Source organism: Acidobacteriota bacterium (assembly GCA_016703965.1).
Lineage (GTDB): Bacteria > Acidobacteriota > Blastocatellia > Pyrinomonadales > Pyrinomonadaceae > OLB17.
The window spans coordinates 11324-33448 of sequence record JADJBB010000022.1 but is presented as its reverse complement, the minus strand read 5'-3'; the positions used below and the strand labels follow the sequence as shown (position 1 = coordinate 33448).

The 22125-nt window shown below is 50.7% G+C and carries 22 protein-coding genes and 1 pseudogene; 16 read left to right on the top strand and 7 right to left on the bottom strand.

Translation table 11 applies throughout. The features are described 5' to 3' along the window. From IPG22_16955 to IPG22_16900, 12 genes are all read left to right on the top strand, one after another. The gene (locus IPG22_16955; GenBank protein ID MBK6589976.1) at positions 1-678 is read left to right on the top strand and encodes a DUF305 domain-containing protein; all 678 of its coding nucleotides are present in this window, start codon (positions 1-3) and stop codon (positions 676-678) included. Positions 679-700: 22 nt separating this feature from the next. After that, on the top strand, positions 701-3985 hold the full coding sequence (locus IPG22_16950; protein ID MBK6589975.1) for an efflux RND transporter permease subunit: 3285 nt from the start codon (positions 701-703) through the stop codon (positions 3983-3985). 261 nt (positions 3986-4246) lie between these two features. After that, positions 4247-4771, top strand: coding sequence for a nuclear transport factor 2 family protein (locus IPG22_16945; GenBank protein ID MBK6589974.1), 525 nt, complete (start codon positions 4247-4249; stop codon positions 4769-4771). 303 nt (positions 4772-5074) lie between these two features. Further along, on the top strand, positions 5075-5233 hold the full coding sequence (locus IPG22_16940; protein MBK6589973.1) for a hypothetical protein: 159 nt from the start codon (positions 5075-5077) through the stop codon (positions 5231-5233). Between the two features lie 202 nt (positions 5234-5435). Beyond that, entirely contained in the window at positions 5436-5603 is a 168-nt protein-coding gene (locus IPG22_16935; GenBank protein MBK6589972.1) for a YHS domain-containing protein, read from the top strand. Positions 5604-5641: 38 nt separating this feature from the next. Beyond that, positions 5642-8173, top strand: coding sequence for a heavy metal translocating P-type ATPase (locus IPG22_16930; protein MBK6589971.1), 2532 nt, complete (start codon positions 5642-5644; stop codon positions 8171-8173). Between the two features lie 5 nt (positions 8174-8178). After that, the gene (locus IPG22_16925; GenBank protein MBK6589970.1) at positions 8179-8832 is read left to right on the top strand and encodes a class I SAM-dependent methyltransferase; all 654 of its coding nucleotides are present in this window, start codon (positions 8179-8181) and stop codon (positions 8830-8832) included. A 7-nt stretch (positions 8833-8839) separates the two neighbouring features. After that, entirely contained in the window at positions 8840-9652 is an 813-nt protein-coding gene (locus tag IPG22_16920; GenBank protein ID MBK6589969.1) for a DUF4198 domain-containing protein, read from the top strand. A gap of 13 nt (positions 9653-9665) precedes the next feature. Then, a complete protein-coding gene (locus IPG22_16915; GenBank protein ID MBK6589968.1) occupies positions 9666-10472 on the top strand; it encodes a DUF4198 domain-containing protein in 807 nt (268 codons plus the stop codon). Positions 10473-10479: 7 nt separating this feature from the next. Next, a complete protein-coding gene (locus tag IPG22_16910; GenBank protein ID MBK6589967.1) occupies positions 10480-11874 on the top strand; it encodes a sigma-54-dependent Fis family transcriptional regulator in 1395 nt (464 codons plus the stop codon). Further along, positions 11875-12999, top strand: a complete 1125-nt coding sequence (locus IPG22_16905) for a GHKL domain-containing protein (GenBank protein ID MBK6589966.1) — start codon at positions 11875-11877, stop codon at positions 12997-12999. Positions 13000-13130: 131 nt separating this feature from the next. Further along, a complete protein-coding gene (locus IPG22_16900) occupies positions 13131-13313 on the top strand; it encodes a hypothetical protein (protein ID MBK6589965.1) in 183 nt (60 codons plus the stop codon). Between the two features lie 114 nt (positions 13314-13427). On the opposite strand, the gene IPG22_16895 is transcribed toward IPG22_16900, so the two are convergent. From IPG22_16895 to IPG22_16865, 7 genes are all read right to left on the bottom strand, one after another. Continuing rightward, positions 13428-13982 carry an ATP-binding protein gene (locus IPG22_16895; protein MBK6589964.1) on the bottom strand — a complete coding sequence of 185 codons (555 nt, stop codon included), beginning with the start codon at positions 13980-13982 and terminating at the stop codon, positions 13428-13430. A gap of 22 nt (positions 13983-14004) precedes the next feature. Beyond that, positions 14005-14223 (bottom strand): hypothetical protein, encoded by a 219-nt coding sequence (locus IPG22_16890; protein ID MBK6589963.1) that lies wholly within the window; start codon positions 14221-14223, stop codon positions 14005-14007. 69 nt (positions 14224-14292) lie between these two features. Continuing rightward, positions 14293-14715 (bottom strand): hypothetical protein, encoded by a 423-nt coding sequence (locus IPG22_16885; GenBank protein ID MBK6589962.1) that lies wholly within the window; start codon positions 14713-14715, stop codon positions 14293-14295. Between the two features lie 28 nt (positions 14716-14743). Then, positions 14744-15007 carry a hypothetical protein gene (locus IPG22_16880; GenBank protein ID MBK6589961.1) on the bottom strand — a complete coding sequence of 88 codons (264 nt, stop codon included), beginning with the start codon at positions 15005-15007 and terminating at the stop codon, positions 14744-14746. A gap of 175 nt (positions 15008-15182) precedes the next feature. Further along, a complete protein-coding gene (locus IPG22_16875) occupies positions 15183-15416 on the bottom strand; it encodes an SHOCT domain-containing protein (protein MBK6589960.1) in 234 nt (77 codons plus the stop codon). A gap of 34 nt (positions 15417-15450) precedes the next feature. Then, positions 15451-15651: a DUF2933 domain-containing protein gene (locus IPG22_16870; protein ID MBK6589959.1), complete on the bottom strand. Its 201-nt coding sequence runs from the start codon at positions 15649-15651 to the stop codon at positions 15451-15453. Positions 15652-15919: 268 nt separating this feature from the next. Continuing rightward, positions 15920-16177, bottom strand: a complete 258-nt coding sequence (locus tag IPG22_16865) for a hypothetical protein (GenBank protein ID MBK6589958.1) — start codon at positions 16175-16177, stop codon at positions 15920-15922. Between the two features lie 284 nt (positions 16178-16461). Here IPG22_16865 and IPG22_16860 point away from each other — a divergent pair, with 284 nt between their 5' ends. The 4 genes and pseudogenes from IPG22_16860 (at position 16462) to IPG22_16845 (ending at position 22116) form a co-directional block, all read left to right on the top strand. Further along, complete coding sequence (locus IPG22_16860; protein MBK6589957.1) at positions 16462-16905, top strand: FixH family protein; 444 nt, start codon at positions 16462-16464, stop codon at positions 16903-16905. Positions 16906-16994: 89 nt separating this feature from the next. After that, positions 16995-20112, top strand: a pseudogene (locus IPG22_16855) (efflux RND transporter permease subunit). Next, a complete protein-coding gene (locus tag IPG22_16850) occupies positions 20099-21559 on the top strand; it encodes a TolC family protein (GenBank protein MBK6589956.1) in 1461 nt (486 codons plus the stop codon). Before IPG22_16855 ends, IPG22_16850 begins: the two are co-directional and overlap by 14 nt. Beyond that, entirely contained in the window at positions 21556-22116 is a 561-nt protein-coding gene (locus IPG22_16845; protein MBK6589955.1) for a hypothetical protein, read from the top strand. Before IPG22_16850 ends, IPG22_16845 begins: the two co-directional genes overlap by 4 nt. Positions 22117-22125: the final 9 nt, after the last annotated feature.

The window sequence follows — 22125 nt, the reverse complement described above, 5'->3', positions numbered from 1 at the left end:
ATGAAAACACTATTGTTAACGGCCACGTTGGGGCTGGCCGCCGTAGGTTTGGCCGCGTGCGGTCAGGCGGGGGGCAACTCGAGTTCCATGAATCATAACTCGATGATGAAGAATTCGAATTCATCAATGAATATGAACGGCATGGATCATAATTCGATGCCGATGAACTCGAACATGTCGATGGATCATTCGTCGATGAAAAGCTCGCCGAATGCAGCGAGTCAGCCTTACGATCTGCAGTTTATCGATACGATGACTGCCCATCACAAGGGAGCCGTCGATATGGCGAAGATGGTTGACGGTAAAACTCAAAATCCCGACATCAAGAAGTTCGCCGCGCAGATCATTGCCGATCAGGAAAAAGAGATCGGTCAGATGAAAGGATGGCGCGAGCAGTGGTTCGCGGGAAAGCCGGCGGCCATGAACATGGAAATGCCCGGCATGATGGATTCCATGAAGATGGATATGGCGAAGCTTACAAACTCCAAGGAGAAGGAATTTGACCTTGCGTTTATCGACATGATGACTCCGCACCACGAGGGAGCTGTTGCGATGGCGAAAGAAGCGTTGCAGAAGAGCGAAAAGGCAGAGATCAAAACGTTCGCCGGTCAGATTATCAAAGCTCAAGAAGCTGAGATAAAGATGATGAGCGAGTGGAAGGCGAAGTGGAGTAAATAGAAATCCCCGCACCTGATTCAAAATGCTGAATGGTGTTATCAAATGGTCCCTTCAGAACCGGTTGATCGTCGTCGCGATCTCTGCCCTTTTGCTTGTCTGGGGCAGTTACGTGGCGTTGAATTTGCCGGTTGATGTCTTTCCGGATCTAAATAAACCGACGATCACCGTCCTTACCGAAGCCAACGGCCTTGCACCCGAAGAGGTCGAGACGCAGGTGTCTTTTCCGATCGAGACCGTGATGAATGGTGTCCCCGGCGTGTCCCGAGTTCGCTCGGTAAGCGGCGTCGGGTTGTCCATCGTTTACGTTGAGTTTGAATGGGGAACGGATATTTACCGAAACCGGCAGCTTGTTTCGGAAAAGATAACCGAAGCTCGCGAGCAGTTGCCGGAAGGAGTGTCACCATTTCTCGCTCCCATCTCGTCAATAATGGGCGAGATCATGCTGATCGCGGTGTCGAGCAAGGACGGAACGACCGACCCTTTAGAACTGCGAACCTTGGCAGACTGGACCATCCGTCCTCGGCTATTGACTATCACCGGGGTTTCTCAGGTTATTCCCATCGGGGGAGGCGTAAAACAGTATCAGGCGCTTGTTTCACCTGAAAAGCTGAGGCAATTTGGCATCACCATTGAGGATGTTTCGGTCGCGCTGGAGAAATCGAATATCAACTCCACCGGTGGCTTTGTAGATGCCCAATCGCAGGAGTACCTTGTTCGGAACCTTGGCAGGTTTTATTCGATCGACGAACTGAAGCAAACGGTTGTTGCGTATCGTAACAACACGCCTATTCGTTTAGGTGATGTAGCCGAAGTACAGTTTGGCGCGAAAATTAAGCGGGGCGAGGCCGGAACGAACGGAAAGCCCGCCGTCATTGTTTCTGTTCAAAAACAGCCCGGGGCAAGCACTCAAGATCTGACAGAACAGGTTGACGAAGCGGTAAAGGAACTGCAAAAGACACTGCCCCCCGACGTTGAGATAAACCCTAATCTCTTCCGGCAGGCCAACTTTATCAACGCTTCAATCGGCAATGTTACCGAAGGATTGCGTGACGGTGCGATCCTTGTCGCGATCGTATTGTTTCTGTTTTTGCTGAATTTTCGCACCACGTTTATAACCCTCACGGCAATCCCGCTTTCTTTCATCGTTACCTTTCTTATTCTCTACGCGTTCGGGATCAGTGTTAATACAATGACCCTCGGCGGCTTGGCGGTTGCGATCGGCGAGTTGGTTGACGATGCGATCGTCGACATTGAGAATATCTTCCGTCGACTCGGCGAAAACCGGAACCTTGAAAATCCGCGTCCTTCTATTGAAGTGATCTATCACGCCTCGCTCGAGGTGCGCTCATCCATCATTTATGCCACGGTGATCGTCGCCCTCGTGTTTATTCCGCTTTTCGCCTTATCGGGTGTCGAAGGCAGATTGCTCGCTCCCTTGGGCCTCGCGTACATTACTGCACTCGTGGCATCTCTGTTCGTAAGTTTAACCTTAACGCCCGTCTTGGCGTCGTATCTGTTGCCCCAAACATTTAGGCGAAAGGAGACAAAGACGGTCGATGGTCCGGTTGAGATCGATCGCGAAGATGAGAATGGTGCCTCTATTTTCTCGAGAATGTGGCGGTGGTTTCGATCTTCGTCGGCTGAGGAACACCAGGACAGCTTCATAGTTCGCTGGTTAAAAAAATACGACACGCGACTTCTACATTGGACGCTCCGTCATCCTTACAAAGTCATCGTCGGGGTGGCGCTAGTGTTCATCCTGACGATGGCGACGCTCCCGTTTGTTGGCACATCATTCTTGCCGGAGTTTAATGAAGGAACGCTTACCGTCAATGTTCAGGCCCAGCCCGGTACTTCTCTGGCTGAATCCAATCGCATCGGCCAAATTTCCGAGAAACTACTTTTAGAGGTGCCCGAAGTTATCTCGACCGGCCGAAGGACGGGAAGGGCCGAGCTCGACGAACATGCCGAGGGTGTTCACTACACCGAGATCGATGTTGATCTAAAGAAATCGGTCCGTTCGCGTGAGGAGATCCTTTCGGCGATCCGAGATAAACTCGCGGTCGTTCCCGGAGTTACCTCTAACGTAGGACAGCCGATCTCTCATCGGTTGGATCATTTGCAGTCTGGTGTTAGGGCACAGATCGCGGTCAAGTTGTTCGGCGACGATTTGGCTACACTGCGTTCAAAGGCTGAGGAGATTCGCAATACGATCCAAACCGTCGAAGGAGCAACGGACGTTTCAGTTGAACGACAGGTGCTGATCCCGCAGGTGCGATTTAATGTTGACCGCGTCAAGGCGGCGCAATATGGGCTTCAGCCGGGCGAGGTTACGCAGACATTGGAAACGGCATTGAACGGGCGAACCGTCTCGCAAGCCATTGATGGAGCCCGGCGTTATGACGTGGTGGTTCGTTTTGATGAAGCGTCTCGCAATAGTCTGGATGCGCTCCAAAATGTCACGATCGATACACCGCAGGGAACCCAAATTCCTATTTCGGCGGTGGCTGCCGTTGAGAATTTCCCGGGACCGAACCAGATCTTACGCGAAGACACAAAACGCCGAATTGTAATTGGAGCAAACGTCGCCGGACGTGATCTTGGCTCCGTCGTGAGTGACATTCAAAGCCGTGTCGCAACACAAGTTCAACTGCCGACCGGCTACTTCCTCGAATATGGAGGGCAGTTTCAGGCATCGCAGGAGGCTAACAGAACTTTATCCCTACTTTCGATCTTCTCGCTTGTTGCGATCTTTTTTCTATTGATAAAAGCCTTTGGTGACTGGCGGGTAGCGCTTCAGGTGATGATAAACATCCCCCTAGCGTTGATCGGAGCCGTCTGGGCCTTGCACCTCTCGGGAGGCGTGTTTTCCATCGCGACCATGGTGGGATTCGTCTCTCTGGTTGGGATCACATCGCGAAACGGGATCATGATGATCTCGCATTATCTGCACTTGATGAAAGAGGAGGGCGAGGATTTTACCGAACACATGATCGTACGCGGTTCATTGGAAAGGCTCGTCCCCGTCTTGATGACTGCTCTGACCGCGGGGCTCTCGTTAATACCCTTCATTCTTGCCGCCGACGCCCCGGGCAAAGAGATCCTGCATCCACTCGCGGTCGTCGTTTTAGGCGGCATCCTGACCTCGACTCTGCTCGACCAAATTGTTACGCCGGCAATCTTTTATAAATTCGGACGGCCAAGTGCGGAGCGAGTCATCGCGGAACGCGAAGGCCTAAGCGACAAAGACTTCGGCGAAAACAACGATCTTCCGCCGTTCGGGACGCGGACGCACGATCTTAATTAAAAGGAAAATAGAATATTGATAAGAAAATCAGGCTAACACCTTTTACATATTATTTAGTCAGAGGCCTTTTCTTTCTGGCGTTTATTGCTCTGTTGGGAGCATGGTTGACCGAATTGACCGGAGGTTCGCTGCTCGGCTTGAGTCAGCAACATTTATTCTACGACGCCATTGTGTTATCGCTGTTCGGCATCGGGATGTATCTTGACGCGTAATGGACCGAGTGAATTGAATTTCCGTAAGACCTAAAATGAGGAGAAACTTATGACGAGAAAAATTTTTAATAGATTGTTGATGGCGGCGTTGGCTGTTGTGATCTGCACGGGAGTTATCGCCTTTAGCTTCAACGAGGGTGTGTCGGCACAAACCGACGAAGTAAAAGCCGTGACGGACGTCATGACGCGCGAAGCTCTGGCGGTCGAACAAGGCGATCTCGCGGCCCTCGATAAGATTTGGGCCAACACCGAGGACGTGACTGTTTTCGAAAGCGGACACGCCAACTACGGTTGGAATGATTACCGCAACACGCATCTCGCCCCCGAACTTAAGGAATTTAAGAACACGAAATACTCGTTCTCCGATATGAAGGTAAAGGTCGATGGCAAAACGGCGTGGGCGACATTTAAGTACAGTCTCACCGCCGAAATGGGAACAAGAAAGATAGAAAGCGGCGGACTTGGCACGGCTGTCTTAGAAAAACGCGATGGCAAATGGCGAATTGTTCATTGGCACTCAAGCGCGCCTCGCCGTGCCCCGGCACCTGCGGCGTCTCCGACTCCTAAAGCGTAATTTAATTTTGCTCGACACTGTATAAGGACATGTTAGAAGGGAGTCCAGAAGTTTATACGGTCAATGAGCAAAAAGGCGTCGGGTAGTGCCTATTTGCCCGACGCCTTCTTTCGGCGGCGAATTGGACGAGCACCTCGCAGAGCCCCGGCAGCCCAGCCATCGCCGTCTCCAAAGGGTTAATGTGAGTTGTAGACACGACGTCGGCGGCAATATGCCTCAATATTCGTGAAAATCATTATGAAGACTGGGGGAATAGCAATAAGCATTATTGGAATTGCCTTGTTTGCGTGGCATCTGATTAGAGTGAGTTCTAATCCGCACTACATAGGATATGCCTCACACCAAGTCATGTCCATCAACGGCGTGCTCGTGCTCGTCTTTGGTGTGACCCTTTATTTTATCGGCCGATGGCGAAAAAAACGCGAAGGAAAGGCCCGACCGGGCGTCGAGATGCGTGATTGAGTCATTGACATGGATCTGGGAACGACGTGTTGAGATTGACATTCTGCGCTAACCCGCTGTAGCCGCAGATAGATCTTTTGAGGCAATTCCTTGATGAAGAGTTTTTTGGGCCGTTCTTGCAGCTGAATTCGTCGGTGCTTGTTAGGTCCACTTGGCAAACTCGGAAAAACAATTTCCGGGGCGGATTTACAGGAGGAAAAGAATGGCTACACACAAGGATCCGGTCTGCGGAATGCAGATTGAGGAATCGGAGGCCGCTGGGCAAACCGACTACGAAGGGACAACTTATTATTTCTGTTCAACTGGCTGTCTACAGAAATTTATAGCTCCCGCGGACAGCAAACCGGCGAGCTGCTGCAGCGGTAATTAGGCAGGTGTGAAAGGGTATTTTTCCCACGAGGAGGGGCCATGACAGGAACTGGAAAACAGGGCGCAACAACAGACGAATTTATTGATCCGATATGCGGAATGACGGTCGATCCGGCGAAGGCCGCAGGAACTTTTAATCATGAGGGCAAGACTTACTATTTTTGCTCTAAGGGCTGCTTGCAGAAATTTATTGCCCAAACACAAGGCGTACCCCCGAGTGGTCTTGTCGAGATCGGACGCGAACAAAAAGAAACCGTCTCGCACGGCGCCATGGAGGCAACGGCGGGTGGAGAGTTTGTTGACCCGGTGTGCGGAATGACGGTCGCGCCCGAAACGTCAGCGGGCAAGTTTGATTTCGAGGGCGAAACTTATTATTTCTGCTCGACCAGTTGCTTGAACAAGTTCAAGCAAAATCCGGCGAGTTTCCTCGATGGGAAAAAAGAAGAAAAACTTGAGGCCGAAAGTAAGGGCGTGGAGTACACCTGTCCGATGCACCCAGAAATTGTGCAGATCGGCCCGGGAAGCTGTCCAAAATGCGGGATGGCACTTGAGCCGAAGGTGATGACCCTCGACGACGGGCCCGATCCGGAATATGTGGATATGAAGCGGAGATTTTGGATCTCGGCCGTACTCACGCTCCCTGTTTTTGCACTGGCAATGGGTGAGATGCTGCCGAACTATCACGAATACGTTTCGCCAAAGATCGCACTCTGGATCCAATTTGTTTTATCAACACCCGTTATCCTCTGGGGCGGATTTCCTTTCTTTCAGCGCGCCTGGGCTTCCGTAAAGAACGTCAGCCCGAATATGTTCACGCTGATCGCCATCGGCACCGGTGCGGCATATCTATTCAGTCTTGTTGCTCTCTTCCTACCCGAATTGTTCCCCGCATCCATGCGAAATGAGCACACTGGGTTGATCTCCGCATACTTCGAGGCGGCGGCCGTAATTACAACCCTTGTTCTGCTCGGCCAGGTGTTGGAATTACGGGCAAGGAGCCAAACGTCGAGCGCGATCAAGGAACTCCTCGGACTCGCACCTGAAACCGCAATCGTTGTTTTTGACGACGGCACTGAAGCCGAGATCGCGCTAAAGGACGTTCAGATCGATGCGAGTTTGAGGGTGAAGGCAAACGAAAAGATCCCAACCGACGGCTCGATCCTGGAAGGCGATACTTCGGTTGACGAGTCGATGGTAACGGGCGAATCGATCCCGGTCGAAAAGACGGTCGGCGATAAGGTCATCGGCGGAACGATCAATGGCCGACGCGGCTTTGTAATGAAAGCGGAAAAGGTTGGCAGCGACACGCTGCTTGCACAAATCGTTCGGATGGTTGGCGAGGCCCAGCGCTCTCGCGCTCCGATCCAGCGTCTTGTCGATGTCGTATCGGCCTATTTTGTCCCGGCGGTTATTGTTGTTGCAATTGTCGCGTTCGCCGTCTGGCTGATCTTCGGCAGTTTCGCATACGCGATGGTAGCTGCCGTTTCGGTTTTGATCATTGCCTGTCCGTGTGCCCTGGGCTTGGCAACCCCGATGTCGATCATGGTTGGGACCGGACACGGTGCTCGGCACGGCGTATTAGTTAAGAAAGCCGAGGCTTTGGAGATTCTGGAGAAGGTGAATTCGATTGTCGTTGATAAGACCGGCACTTTGACCGAGGGCAAACCCCGGCTTCAGAAGGTTATCTCGTTGAATGGATCAGCCGACATCGAGATCTTGCGCCTTGCAGCCAGTCTTGAAAGATCGAGCGAGCATCCGCTGGCGGAAGCGATCATCAAGGGCGCCGAAGAGAAAAATATCGAACTTGCGAAGGTGGAAGATTTTGAATCCATCACAGGTAAAGGGATCACGGGATCGATCGACGGGAAAAAGGTGTTACTCGGTAATGCGAAGCTGATGATGGAAAACAACATTGATTTCCCGGCAGATGGAAAAGCCGATGAGCTCCGAGCCGAAGGGCAAACGGTAATGCTTGTAGCCGTTGACGGGAAAGCCGCTGGCCTGGTCGGCGTTGCAGACACAATCAAAGAGTCTGCTAAGGATGCCATCAGTGAATTGCATCGGCAAAAGATCGAAGTCGTCATGATGACGGGGGATAATGCAATTACGGCCGACGCTGTAGCCAAAAAGCTCGGCATCGACAAGGTCTTCGCTGACGTTTTGCCTGAACAAAAGGCTGAAAAGATCAAAGAACTGCAGGCCCAGGGCAAGATCGTCGCTATGGCCGGCGACGGCGTGAATGATGCACCGGCGCTTGCACAAGCGCAAGTTGGGATCGCCATGGGGACCGGAACCGACGTGGCAATGGAATCCGCTGATATAACGCTTCTAAAAGGCGATCTGCGTGGAATCCTTAGGGCGAAAAAACTAAGCGAAGCGACAATGAAGAACATCCGTCAGAACTTGTTCTTCGCATTCATTTACAATCTCGTCGGCGTACCGATCGCGGCTGGCGTTTTGTTTCCGATCTTTGGTTTATTATTAAGCCCAATGATCGCCAGTGCGGCGATGACGTTTAGTTCCGTATCAGTTATTGTCAATGCGTTGCGTCTCAGAAATTTGAAATTGTAGACAGCATGAAGAATGATAGATACATCCCGGCATTGAGCTATGATTGGCTAACACCTTTTTATGACCCGGTTGTGCGGTTGACTACGCGAGACGGCGTTTTCAAAAAGGCTCTAGTGGAACAAGCCAGCATTGAAATCAATCATCGCGTTCTCGATCTTGCTTGCGGCACGGCGACGCTTACGCTTCTTTTGAAACAAGATCAACCGCTCGCCGAAGTAGTCGGGATTGACGGCGACGGCAAGATTTTGGCAATAGCCAAAAAGAAGGCCAGATCCGCCGGTCTGGAGATTCAAGTCGACGAAGGCATGTCGTTTGATCTGCCGTACCAGTACGAGTCCTTTGATCGCGTTATTTCGAGTTTGTTTTTTCACCACCTAACCCGAGAAAATAAACTCAAAACCATGGGCGAAGTGGCCCGCGTTCTCAAACCAGACGGCGAATTTCATGTGGCGGATTGGGGTCTACCCGCAAATCAGTTGATGAAGCTTTCGTCCCGTTTTATTCAACTTCTCGACGGATTCGAAACGACTGAGGACAGCTTCGCCGGCAGGCTCCCAGTATTGCTGACGGAAGCGGGATTTGTAAATGTCGAAGAGACCCGTTCTTTCAACACCTTGTTTGGAACAATTCGCCTGCACCGATGCGGCAAGACACAATAGGAGAATTATGAAAACGAAAAAAATTACAGCCCTTTTCCTGATCAGCTTGCTGCTGTCATTACCAGTGTTCGGTCACGATCTGTTTTTCAAGCTCGACAGCTATTTCGTAAAGGTCAACAAGAAGATTTCGATCAGCGTTATGAATGGCACGTTTCAGAAAAGCGAAGGCGCGGTTACGTTTGCGCGTTTAACGGATATGAGTGTCGTTTCGCCGTCCGGGGCGGTTTCACACCCGGTTGAGGCAAACCTTACAAAAAACGAAACCACGGCCTTTTTGAACGTTACGCCGACAGAGGCTGGGAACTACATTGCCGGTCTATCGACGATGTGGCGCGAAAGCGCGCTCCCAGCGGCTGAGTTTAACAAGTATTTGCCGGCCGAAGGCATTCCCGATATTTTAGAGGCCCGAACGCGTGACGGCGAGCTCGATAAGGACGCCCGTTACCGTTATTCGAAATATGTCAAAACGATCTTTCAGGCGGGCAATAAAGCAACCGATAATTACAATACGATCCTTGGCTATGCCGTCGAAATGGTACCTCAGCAAAATCCTTACAAGCTGAAGAGAGGAAGTTCGCTGGATATTTTATGCCTTAAGGATGGCAAACCGCTCGCCGGCCAGATCGTCACAACCGGATATGAGGCCGACGGCAAAATGCTGGGCGAAACCAGCGCCCGCACCGACAAGGACGGCATAATCAAAGTCAAACTGACCGGCGCGGGCAAATGGTACGCCAAGTTTATCAATATGGTCAAGATCGACGATCCGAAACTGAATTACGAATCGAAATGGGCAACCCTCACTTTTGAAATCAAGTAGAGAGGAAATCGAAATGAAAAAACACACTATCTTTGCATTTATTTTATCGCTGTCATTGGTCGCGTCGATCGTGGCGCACGATCTGTTTCTCAAAACGGACAGCTATTTCCTAAAGCCTAACTCGAAATTTACTGTCAAGGTAATGAACGGGACATTTCTTGCGAGCGAGGGAGCGGTTACATTCGCCCGGCTAAACGACGTGAGCGTCGTGTCGAGTGGAAATCGTGTGCATCCGGTGGAGGCCGATCTTTCCAAAGACGAAACGACCGCCTTTCTGAACCTGACAACCGGCGCGGCGGGGACCTATGTCGTCGGGCTTTCAACGAAATCGCGCGAGATCGCACTAAAAGCGGCGGATTTTAACGAATATCTTAAAGAGGACGGCCTGCCCGATACCTTGGAAGAACGCCGCAAGACCGGCGAACTCGAAAAGGACGCCAAGGAGCGTTACGCAAAGCACGTCAAAGCGATCTTGCAAGTCGGCAAAAAGCAAACGGATGATTACAAGACCGTTCTGGGCTATCCGGTAGAACTCGTCCCGCAGCAGAATCCTTACAATCTTAAAAAGGGTGACACGATGGAAGTCCTGTGCCTGAAGGACGGGAAGCCACTCGCGGATCAAGTCGTTCTCGCCGGTCGCGAGGAAAGCGGAAAGATCAAAACGTCACCAGAACTCAGAAGCGACGCGAAGGGCATTGTGAAGTTGAAACTCGACGGATCAGGGAAGTGGTATGTCAAGTTTATCAACATGAGCAAACTCGCCGATCCAAACCTAAATTACGAATCAAAATGGACAACGCTTACTTTTGAGATGAAATGATCTAAAAATGAAAGAAGCGAACGCCAAAATCTTGCTCGTCGATGATGATGATTCCTTGCGCCGCGTCCTTGAATTCCAGCTTTCCGAGGCCGGGCATTCTGTCGTGAGCGAGGGTGACGGCAGGGAAGCCTTAAAATCGTATTCAGCAGAAGATTTTGACTGCGTCATCACGGATTGGCGAATGCCGAAGATGACGGGGTCGCAGCTTGTCAGCCAAGCAACGGCGATCAACAGCGAAATACCGATCATTGTTATTACAGCTTTTGGAGATGTCGATACGGCGGTAGAAGCGATGCGCGGTGGGGCTTTTGATTTTATTACCAAGCCCTTTAATCGACAGGAGATCCTGCTTACAGTCGAGAAAGCTCTAAAATACGGCCATGCCCTAGCGGAAAATAGAAGGCTGAGACGGCAGATTCACGAAGACTTTCGAATCGAGAACGTTATCGGAACATCTGAGAAGATGCTTCAGGTTTTTGACCTGGTTGAGAGGGTGTCCAAAACAAACGTCACAGTTTTGATCGAAGGCGAAACGGGAACCGGGAAGGAATTGATCGCGAAAGGAATACACTTTTCCGGCACGCGCAAAAACAATCCCTTTGTTGCTATCAACTGCGCCGCCATACCAGAAACATTAATCGAAGCGGAGCTATTTGGATATAAGAAAGGAGCGTTCACCGGTGCGGCCCACGAATCGACGGGTAAATTTGAGGAAGCTAACGGCGGCACCTTATTCCTTGATGAGATAAGTGCCATGCCTCTCCAGTCTCAAACACGGCTATTGAGGGTTTTACAGGAGCAGGAAGTGACACGGCTTGGCGAGAACATCCCGCGTAAGGTAGATGCTCGAATAATTGCCGCCAGCAACGAGAACCTGCCTGAACTTATAAAAGAAAACGCCTTCCGCGAGGATCTTTACTACCGGCTAGCGGTCGTTCCCATCACGATTCCACCGCTGCGTGAACGCCGTGAGGATCTGCCGGTCCTGACCGAACATTTTGTCATCCGATCCGCTTCGAAACATGGTATGAGACCGCCAAAGATAGCCCGCGAGGTGTTCAAGGTGTTTTTTGATTATCCGTGGATGGGCAACGTTCGCGAACTGGAGAATCTGGTAGAAAGAATGGTGGTCCTTTCCGATGGCGATACTTTGACTCTCACCGACGTCCCCGAAACCGTGAAAAACCCATCGTCGACAAAAGGGGAATTGTGGTTTGAACTCCCGTCCGAGCCGATAAATCTAGAAGCCTTAGAACGGGAAATCATACGTAGCTCGCTTCTCAGGCATGGCGGAAATCAGTCACAAACATCAAAATATTTAGGTATTACTCGAAGCGCACTTATATATCGGATTCAGAAGTACGATTTAGACGAGTCGGGTTCCAGCATTTCGGACGACTAGATGGATACGCAGACCTTCAATATCATCTCCTCTCGAAACCGCCTGTATGTATGGATCGTCATTGCAGTGGTGATTATCCTAATTACGGTCCTTCACTTTCTCACGCCTACCGATCAGATCGTTTGGCACGAGATATATCAGCGGATCTACTACGTACCGATCATAGCTGCCGCTTTGATATTTGGTCTTAGAGGCGGGCTCGCGGCATCTCTTTTTACAACCATCATTTACTCCCCGCATATTTATTTACACTGGCAGCATGGGCACTTCGATTATTCTATAAATCAATATGCCGAGATAGTTATCTTCAATCTCGTTGGCGGAATAATGGGAGCTCTGGGCGACCGACTCCGAAAATCCAGGGAACGGGCTGAAAGAAATGCGGAGGAAAAGAGAAAAGCCTACGACGAGCTGCAAACAACCTTTCAACAGCTGCTCCAAGCAGAGAAACTGGCGTCGCTTGGAGAACTTTCGGCCGGCATCGTTCATGAGGTCCGAAACCCGCTCGCGTCGATAAAAGGAGCCATCGAAATATTAGAGGACGAGCTAATGGTTGACAGTCCTCGGCGTGAGTTCGTTGGTCTTGCAAAAGGTGAAATAGATAGGTTAGATCGGCTGGTAGGTGAGTTTTTACGATTCGCACGACCCAACGCACCGTCTAAAACGCCAACTGATCTTAACGAAATCGTGGACTCAATCACAGGTTTGATCGGGAACCAGGCTGCGTCACAGTCAGTTGCAGTCATTAGAGATTTGCAGAATAATATTCCGCTGATTCTTGTCGATGCGGAGCAGATAAAGCAGGTTGTACTAAATCTTGCGATCAACGCTCTGCAAGCCATGTCCCAGTCAAACGGAGCAGAACAGACCATTACGTTTAGAACTTTTCAGGAAGACAATAATTTTGTTGTCGAGGTCACCGATTCGGGTTCCGGCATTGACCCATCAAATCTCTCAAAGATCTTCGACCCGTTCTACACGACAAAGGATAAAGGGGTAGGACTCGGCCTTTCAATTGCCCATAAAATCGCTACTCAACATGGCGGGCACTTAACGGCAAAATGTACTACTCATCTAACCACTTTTTCACTGACTATTCCTCTTGACCCAGCGGCAAGCACTTGATGGCAGATCTGGACCTATACCCAAAATACCCAAACGTTTGAATTTAGAGCTGCCTTGTTTTTGTTAGCAATGTACGAACAACGCCGAAATCAAGAAGACCAATCTATGAATGCGCCGTTAAAAGCAAAAGTGTGAACGATCCGCGAATTGACGTCGAGCGTCGAGGTCTTTTGCTAGCCTATCTAACAATCGGCTGGAATTCGCTCGAAGGGGTCATTGCCGTTGGAGATGGGATCATTGCTGGAAGTATTGCTCTCTTGGGTTTTGGGGTTGTTTCGGTTATCGAGGGTTCGTCAGACGCGATCATCCTATAGCGGCTTGCGTCCGGTTCCGTGGCAAAAGCTATATCGCGATGCGTTTTATGTGATGCGGTTTCGAAATCTGAAACCCGAACGAACCGCCTCTATGACATTTTCTTCTTGTTACTTTCACTTAAGTCTTTTAAGGATATAGTCAACACGTTCTTCCGGCGGCAGTATCGGAACGTGGATAACCGGAAACGGCAACGACTCATAAACATCGGTAATCAACTCGTGGATCCTTTTCTGCGCCGCCGCATCCTCAGTTCGTGCGTAGTCCTTGACCAAAGGTAGTTTATCGAGAATAAATATCTTTTTATACGACGCCGTGTGTATTGCATTGATTAGCTTTTTATCCGGGGGAAGGTTCAGAAAGCGGCAGTACGCCAACGCATCGGGAATCGCTCTGTCAAGAAAAACTACTTCATCCGGTGAAAGGTCCGCTTCCTGTTCGATCTGCATATCGAGAACGCCGAGTTGAAACCTCGTCTGGTTGTCTCTAACCTCCTTTACAGTCTTGCCACCGGCGCGTTGGGTGTCAAGATAATGCCGGGCATGTTCGATAGTGGTTTTGTATCCACGCGTAGCCAGTAAATTAACCGTCGTTGTTTTGCCGGAGCTTGGGCCTCCGGTAACGACATACCAATTCGTTGGGCTTCCACGACCGGGGGCACTTTTGCTCACACGGGTACTCTCCTATGAAGTCCTAGACGATCTCGCCCTTATTCTCAAGCATGACGTGATGGACAGTGTTCACCGAGAGCCAGATCGCGATGAGCATAAGTACGCCTGAACATAGGAGAAAGTGTTCTCGCGTAATGCCAATCAAAAGGCTATTTCCCGCCACAACTCCGGCGATTGCAGTTGCAACACCTGCAAACCCCACAAGGACATTAAGGAAATGTATTATTTTTGATAGTTTCATTTTTTTGTTTAGACCACTAGTCTAGTATTACCTACTGATGTAATCTCGCCGGGATTTTTCTTGACTGTCTTAGGAACCAGGCACAATATGCTTGACCCTTTCGCCGCGAAACCAGACTTCCATCGCGACCCGTTCGTTCGCCGCATTTCGACGCACCAAAATCTTTGTTTTCCTTATTTCATTATCGACGGCCTCCTCGACACACTTCGACCTTGCTACTTCGTCACCAACCTTCAATGGAGCCATACTCTTGTACCCTTTCATCGCGACTTTTCGAATAATGATGAAATGTTCACCGTTAATGGACACCTGATAGATCCTATACATCCCTTTTCCAATTGTCTTGCCCCCAAATCTTGTTGGTGAATCAAAGTGAAATTCTCCGTCACTATCGACCCCGATGGTCTTTTCGCTTTGTGAAAAAACAGGAAGTATGAATAATCCTAATACCGCAACGATAAATATGAATTTAAAAATCAGTATATCTTTCATCAATTTCACCTCAACACGTCGGATTCTACTACTCCTTGATACTGGAGTTATGCATCCAAACCATATAGCTGCCGAAAATAACTGCAAAAACGAACATATAAACCGCACCGAGTATTACGCTGCCGACACTGAGCCAGGTAAATCCCGGTAAAGTCTCAAAGAACGTATGATGCAGCTCCGTACCTTTTGCAGTTCGTTCGAGTACGAACGCCCCAAATATGCAGAGGAAATAAACGATTTCCATGCCTGCCACACACTTCCAAACATATGAGAACAAAGATAGTCTTCCCATTTTCTCTCCTCCCCCAATGCCAATTTCGGCACCTACTCAAATCATCCACATAGCGTGAACGTCTGAATCCCGCAAAACACCTACCAGCTCGAGATGCATTCCGAAAAGTAGTCGTTCTTTGTAGAAAAACATAAGTGTTTCCCCGCTCTTGCGCTCTTAAGAGTATCTGTGTCGGCTACGCTGCGTTTGTCGTTGCGCCGCTTTCCAAAATCCTCTTTTTCTCTTGATATTCCTCGTTTGTGATCTCACCCGAAGCAAATCTCTTTTGTAGTATGTCGAACGGTGAATCTCTCCTGAGTCTTTTCTTTGGCACGGGTTCAAACCAGCCGAACATCAGGAACAAGATCAGTATCCAAAAGACCCACCACAACATGTGCATTCCCAAGAACCCATAATCTCCATACATCATGATTTTGTCCTCCTAACAGTAGAAACATCGGACCTTAGTGCCCGCCATGCCCTCGGTGCATAAACAAATGCATTAATGGGCACGCCAGCAAAAGCAAGATCAGCAATACGTTGCTTGAATCCCAAGTTCTTTGAAAAAAGAATAAGTATGCGGCTGCTCCAAGACCAAAAAGGATTATCACTAATATTCCCGGACTAAAGTTGCTGCCTGTTGACTCATGATGTTCCGTTTTCATAGATCCTCTTTCTTAGTACTGGCTTGTCAAAATTCACGAATTTCGCATAAAAAGTGCCAACCACGTATTTTCTTACAAAACTTGTGCCACGCTGATATCGTGGGCGCACCGTTTAGACTGGGGGGCCAGCACTACCGCATGCTTCGTCGGAGTCCTGAAAAAACTTTAAGATGTGTGTAAAACTTCGCGCTTAGTTCCAATGCTAAGTTCGTTCAATACAAATAGTGGTTGTGACCAACATCTTGTTATTTTCACTTTGTGACGTAAATCACTGATTTATCCAAAAAAATTGGAGTATACTGTATTCAATGTTCACTCGGGTCTTAATTATTTTCGTGCTTTTCACCGTCGTCGGTGGCGTCGTGTCGGGGACACCGCTCCATTCACCGAGCGGCAAGATGATGAAATGCTGCGATAAGGCCAAAAGCATGGACAGATCCCCCTCAGCCGAGGCTTCTCGCCTTTGCTGCGCGACAAACTGCTCAAATTCGGCGCCGACCTCGTCCGGCGGCTCATTTAATTTCACTCCTTCGAACGTGACGATCTACAAATCGATTGCCGATCAGATCGCAGCTTTGTTCCCAAATGCAAAAGCCGCGCCGTCTGTATCGCCTCAGTATTTGCGCAAGACGTTGACGCGCACTTTCCAGCCCAAATACCTCCAACATAATTCGTTCCTAATATAGTTCGATGGTGAAGTGCGCCCTTTTTTGGGTGTAATACGCCTTTGCGGCTATTTCAATGTGTCCCCGCGCACTGTTTTATGGACGTCGGGACTGTCAGGATATTTCCAACACAGGAGACTACAAAATGAGAAAGACTGTTCTATTCAGTAGTGTTTTGACCCTCGTAGGCGTGATTGCCTTCGTCGCGGCCTGCAGTTCCGGGACGCAGCCAACCGCCGAAAATCCGGTGCAGGGAAAAGTTATCAAAAGCGGTTCGATTAACAATTTGACGGTTTCCGTGTCAAGTGAGACGGGCAAAGTCAAAAACGGCGAGCAGGAACTAATGCTTGCTTTTACGGATGCTTCTGGCAAAGCGGTTGATGTGGGAGCGGCTTCGCTCAATTTCTACATGCCCGCGATGGGTTCGATGGGGGCGATGAACAACGCAGCGGCTTTGACCACAACTGGCACGCCCGGCGTTTATCGCGGCAAAGTCAAGATCGAGATGACCGGCGGATGGGAGATGCAGATCACTTACGAAGGTCCGGCGGGAAAAGGAAAGACATCGATTCCCGTAACGGCGCAATGAGTAGAGGCGAAGCAGGGCGATTTGCATTTTTTGTTCTAATGGCTCGGTTAAATGTCCGCCGAAAATATTAGAACGAGGGTGGTATTAGTATGATTAACTGGCTTATCGAATGGTCGCTTAAGAACCGAGTAATCGTCATCGCGATCTATGTCGCATTGGCGTTAGCGGGCTATTACGCACTTGTAAAGACCCCGATTGATGCCATCCCTGACCTTTCGGACAACCAGGTCATAGTTTTTACCGACTGGGCGGGCCGTTCCCCGCGAGAGGTCGAGGACCAGGTTACTTATCCGCTTGTGACGAGTCTTCAGGGGCTGCCGGGAGTTCGGACCGTCAGGGCTAGTTCCGCCTTCAGCTTCTCGATGGTCAATATTATCTTTGAGGATAATGTCGATCTTTATTGGGCCCGGACACGAGTGCTGGAGCGCTTAAATCTCGTCACGAAACAATTGCCTCAGGGCGTAGTGCCAACGCTCGGCCCGGACGCGACCGGTCTTGGCCAGGTATTTTGGTACACGCTCGAATCGGACGAGATGAGCCTCCGCGATCTGCGCACGCTGCAAGACTGGTTCGTACGCTATCAGCTTAATTCAACGCCGGGGATCGCGGAGGTCGCGACGGTCGGCGGCTTTGTCCAGCAGTATCAGGTGGACATAGACCCGAATAAGCTCCGCTTACAACATGCCGTTATCCACCGTGGTCGAAGCGGTTGAACGGTCGAATAACAATGTCGGCGGAAACGTCGTCGAACAGGGCGGCGAATGGGCCATTGTCCGCGGTATAGGGCTGGTTGAATCGGTCGCGGATGTCGAAAATATCGTCGTCGGCTCTCAGAACGGAACTCCGATCTATGTCCGAAACCTCGGCGAAGTCAAACTCGGCAACGCCTTTCGGACAGGCTCGCTTGATAAAAACGGCAAGGAAGCGGTCGGGGGCGTCGTCATCATGCGCTACGGCATCAGCGCGCTCGAAGCGATCGAGAACGTCAAGAAGAAGATCGAGGAGATCAAACCCGGTCTCCCTCCGGGCGTTCGGCTGGTTCCATTTTATGACCGCACCGATCTGATCAACCGCACTGCCAATACTCTCACATGGGCCTTGACCGAGGAGTTCATCCTCGTAACACTTGTAAATCTGATCTTCCTTGCTCATTTTCGTTCGACGCTGATAGTTACGATACCTCTTTTGCTTGCCGCGCTTGCCGCGTTCCTCCTGATGTATATCTTTGGGATCACGTCAAACATCATGTCGCTCGCCGGTATCGCGATCGCGGTTTCAGACCTCGTAGATGCTGGAATTGTTGTGACTGAAAATGCGTATCGGGCGATTGAGAAAGAGGGAGTGAGCTTTTCCGACAGAAAGCGTGTTTGGGAGATAGTGCTTGAAGCGACGAAGATGGTCGGGCGCCCGATCGTCGCATCGATAGCGATCATTGTTATCGCCTTTATCCCTGTCTTTGCATTAACGGGACAAGAAGGAAAGCTTTTTCATCCGCTGGCGTTCACGAAAACTTTCGCGATGATGGCGGCGGCGATAATCGCGGTCACGCTCATCCCTGTTCTGTGCGGCTATCTGCTCGGCGGGAAGTTGCGTCCCGAAGAGTGGAATCCGATCATGCGCTTTTTGCGTCGAGTGTACAAGCCACTGCTGACAAAAGCGCTTCGGAATAGGCTCGCGACGGTTTTGCTCGCTCTGGCGTTCTTCTCGGGCGCGATGTTTGTCGCGACTCAGATCGGCAGCGAGTTTATGCCGCCCCTGAATGAAGGCGACCTGATGTACATGCCCGTGACCGATCCCGCAATTTCACTGGACGAGGCAACCAGAATTCTGAGCAAACAAGACGAGATCCTGAAAGGCTTTCCCGAGGTTGAATGGGCGGTCGGAAAGGCCGGCCGCGCCGAAACTTCAACCGATCCCTCGCCGATAAACATGAACGAAACCATCGTTCATTTGAAGCCCGAAGATCAGTGGCGTGATGGGATGACGCGGGAGAAACTGATTGCCGAAATGGACGAAGCTACACGGCTGCCGGGCGTTACAAACATCTGGACGCAGCCGATCATCAATCGCATCGAAATGCTTGCCACCGGTATCCGCTCGCAGGTCGGCATCAAGATCTTCGGCAACAACCTCGATACTTTGGAAGAAACCGCGAGGCAAATTGCGACGGTGGTAAAAGATGTGCCCGGCGCAGCGGACGTTTATCCCGAGAGGATCGGCGGAGCGCCGTACGTCGATATTGATATTGACCGCACGGCGGCGGCCCGGTATGGAATTGACGTCGGAACAATTCAGGACGTGATCGAAAAAGGAATCGGCGAAACGAATCTGACCGTGACGATCGAAGGACGACGACGGTTTCCCATCCGAGTTCGCTACGCAACCGAGTTTCGCTCATCACCAACAGCGATCGGCCAGATTCCGATAACCTCTCCAGCTGGAGGGTCGATCCCGCTTTCGCAGCTTGCCGATATTCGCAGCCTCGAAGGGCCATCGATGATTCAAAGCGAGAACGGCCTGCTTCGCGGTACGGTTCTGCTCAACATTCGCGGCCGCGATATCGGAAGTTTCGTGGAGGAAGCTAAGGATGCTATTCGCGACAAAGTTGAGATGCCCGCGGGTTACTACATCACATGGAGCGGCCAATACGAAAACCAGGAACGCGCCCGCCAGCGGCTGTTGATCGTGGTCCCGATCGTCCTGCTTATCATCTTTGCCACGCTCTATATTACATATCACTCCTTTCTCGAAGCGGCCCATATTCTGCTTGCCGTGCCGTTTGCCTTGACCGGCGGCTTTTACCTGCTCTGGATGTTGCAGTACAACTTTTCGGTCGCTGTGTGGGTTGGCTTTATCGCTCTTTTTGGAGCGGCTGTGCAGACCACGATTGTGATGGTCGTTTATCTAGAAGAGGCGGTTAAACGTAAAGCGGACGAAGTCGGCCAGCTTGATAGGGAATCTTTGCTCGAAGCAGTCACCGAAGGTGCTCTTCTTCGTCTTCGTCCCAAAGTCATGACCGTAATGACCATTGTTGTCGGGCTCTTGCCGATCATGTGGAGCTCCGGCGCGGGGTCAGAAGTAATGAGGCCGCTGGCAACACCGGTTTTTGGCGGCATGGTCTCGAGCCTCCTGCACGTGCTGATCGTAACGCCGGTCATTTTTTATTGGCTTAGGGTACGCGAATTGAAACGAAATGAAAATTTGTAAGATTACAGGCAGTCTCTTGACGACCGACTGGACCGCAAGCGTCCCGCTTGCGGTGCCATCGCGAGACGCCAACAAGTTTTTTACGTGTTCGAGCTCGTGGCACGCTAGGACGCTTGCTCTCAAGTCCGTTGTTAAATTATTCGCGTTCGGGTTTATATTTGCGCTGGCGGCGACGGCTCAGACAGTCCAGAGCGACCAGCCGGTTTCGCTCCTATATTTGAATCCGCAAGGCGGAATGACGGCTGACGCAGCCGTGGCCTTCGCGCTCGAAAACAATGGCGAAATACAAGCTTTGCGCAAGGAGGTCGACGCAGCGAGGGCATTGGTCAAACAAGCGGGTTTGCGAGCGAATCCAAAGCTGACCGCCAGCGGAGCAAAGCAGATTGGCGCCGCTGATAATAATCAAATGGCCGAGGCCATGCTGCCGCTTGAGCTTGGCGGACGTCGAGCAGCCCGAGTTGCCGTCGCACAACGAGAGTTAGAAATTCGCGAGTTTGCGCTTGAGAATCAGGAACGTCTGCTTGCGTCAGAAGTGAGACTCAAATTCGGTGAAGCTCTGGCGGCGATCAAAAAGTTGGAGGTTACCGAAAAGACCTTGGCAGCGGCAAAGCAGGGTTTTGAGCTTGTTGCGGCTAGAGTTACTGAAGGAAAGATCGCACCGCTCGAACAGAATATTTTTCTTGTCGAGGTGAATCGGCTGCAATCGATCCGCGAAACCGCAGAAGGAAAGGCCGAGACGGCAATGTTCGAGCTTCGCAATATGATTGGGATGAAGCCGGAAGAACCGCTGCGTCTTCGCGGCGATTTCAATAACCTAATCGCAACGCCGCCTTCAGTCTCCGGATCAACCGATTACGCTTTGCGTGAGCGTCCCGATCTGCAAGGTGCAAGGACAATGGACCAACTGGCTGTCGCACAAATCGAAAAGGCAAAGTCTGAAGGTCGGATCGACGCAAGCGTCAAGGCGGGTTACCAGCGCATGAACACCGGCTTTATGCTCAGCGGTTTTGATGATCGCGGCCTTTTGCGGCCCATTCAGGATGTATTTCACTTTTTCACCTTTGGGGTTGAAATCGATCTTCCGCTGCTCAACCGAAATCAAGGCGCGGTCGAAGCCGCCAAATTCGAGCGAGAAGCGGCTCAGAGGCGAATTGAGTTTGGCGAACTTACTATCCGGCGCGAAGTTGCCGTGGCCTTCGCTCGATATAACCGTGCGGCGCGGTCATTGTCGATCTTTCAAAACGGCGTTCGCGATCAGGCAAATTCTAATTTGCAGGTAATTTGGCAAACCTACGAACTTGGTTCGAGAAGTTTGCTTGACTACATTGCCGAGCAACGGCGTTTTCTCGATGTCGAGAACGAATTGATCGATGCCGGACTCGAAACATACATAGCAAACATTGAGATCATGCGGGCGACCAATGCACCGGAGTTGAAAAAGAAATGACCGAAGAGAATAACGAAGAGTTCAATAAAGAAACAGAAATGGGCGAAAACTCGAAGCCAACACCGAATCGAAAGCCGCTGTATATCGCATTATCGGTCATCGGCGTTGTCCTAGCGGGAGTGTTACTTTTTTGGTATTTGGGCTCGCGTGAGGGTGGAAATGCCGTCCCGGCTCCACGGACGGTCACATTCGACGACAACAGCACCGGACAAACAACAGAAACTACGGCCGAACAAACTGTCACCATTCTGCCCGATCAGGTTGAAAAGATCGGCTTGAAGATCGAAACGGTTGGCGAAACGTTATCGAGTGAAGCAATGGATGTGGCCTCGACCGGCGTCGTCCAGTCAAATGCCTACAAAGAAACGCCGGTGATCTCACTTCTCGGTGGGGTACTGCGATCCGTTAGTGGCGAACTAGGCCAGTATGTTGGCAAAGGCCAAACGCTTGCCGTTATCTTCAGCGATGAACTTGCAGCGTCTCAATCGCTATCTGGCCTTGCAAACCGACGCTCAGGCCGCACGGCAAAACTACGACCGGACGGCAAAACTCGTTAAGATCAGCCC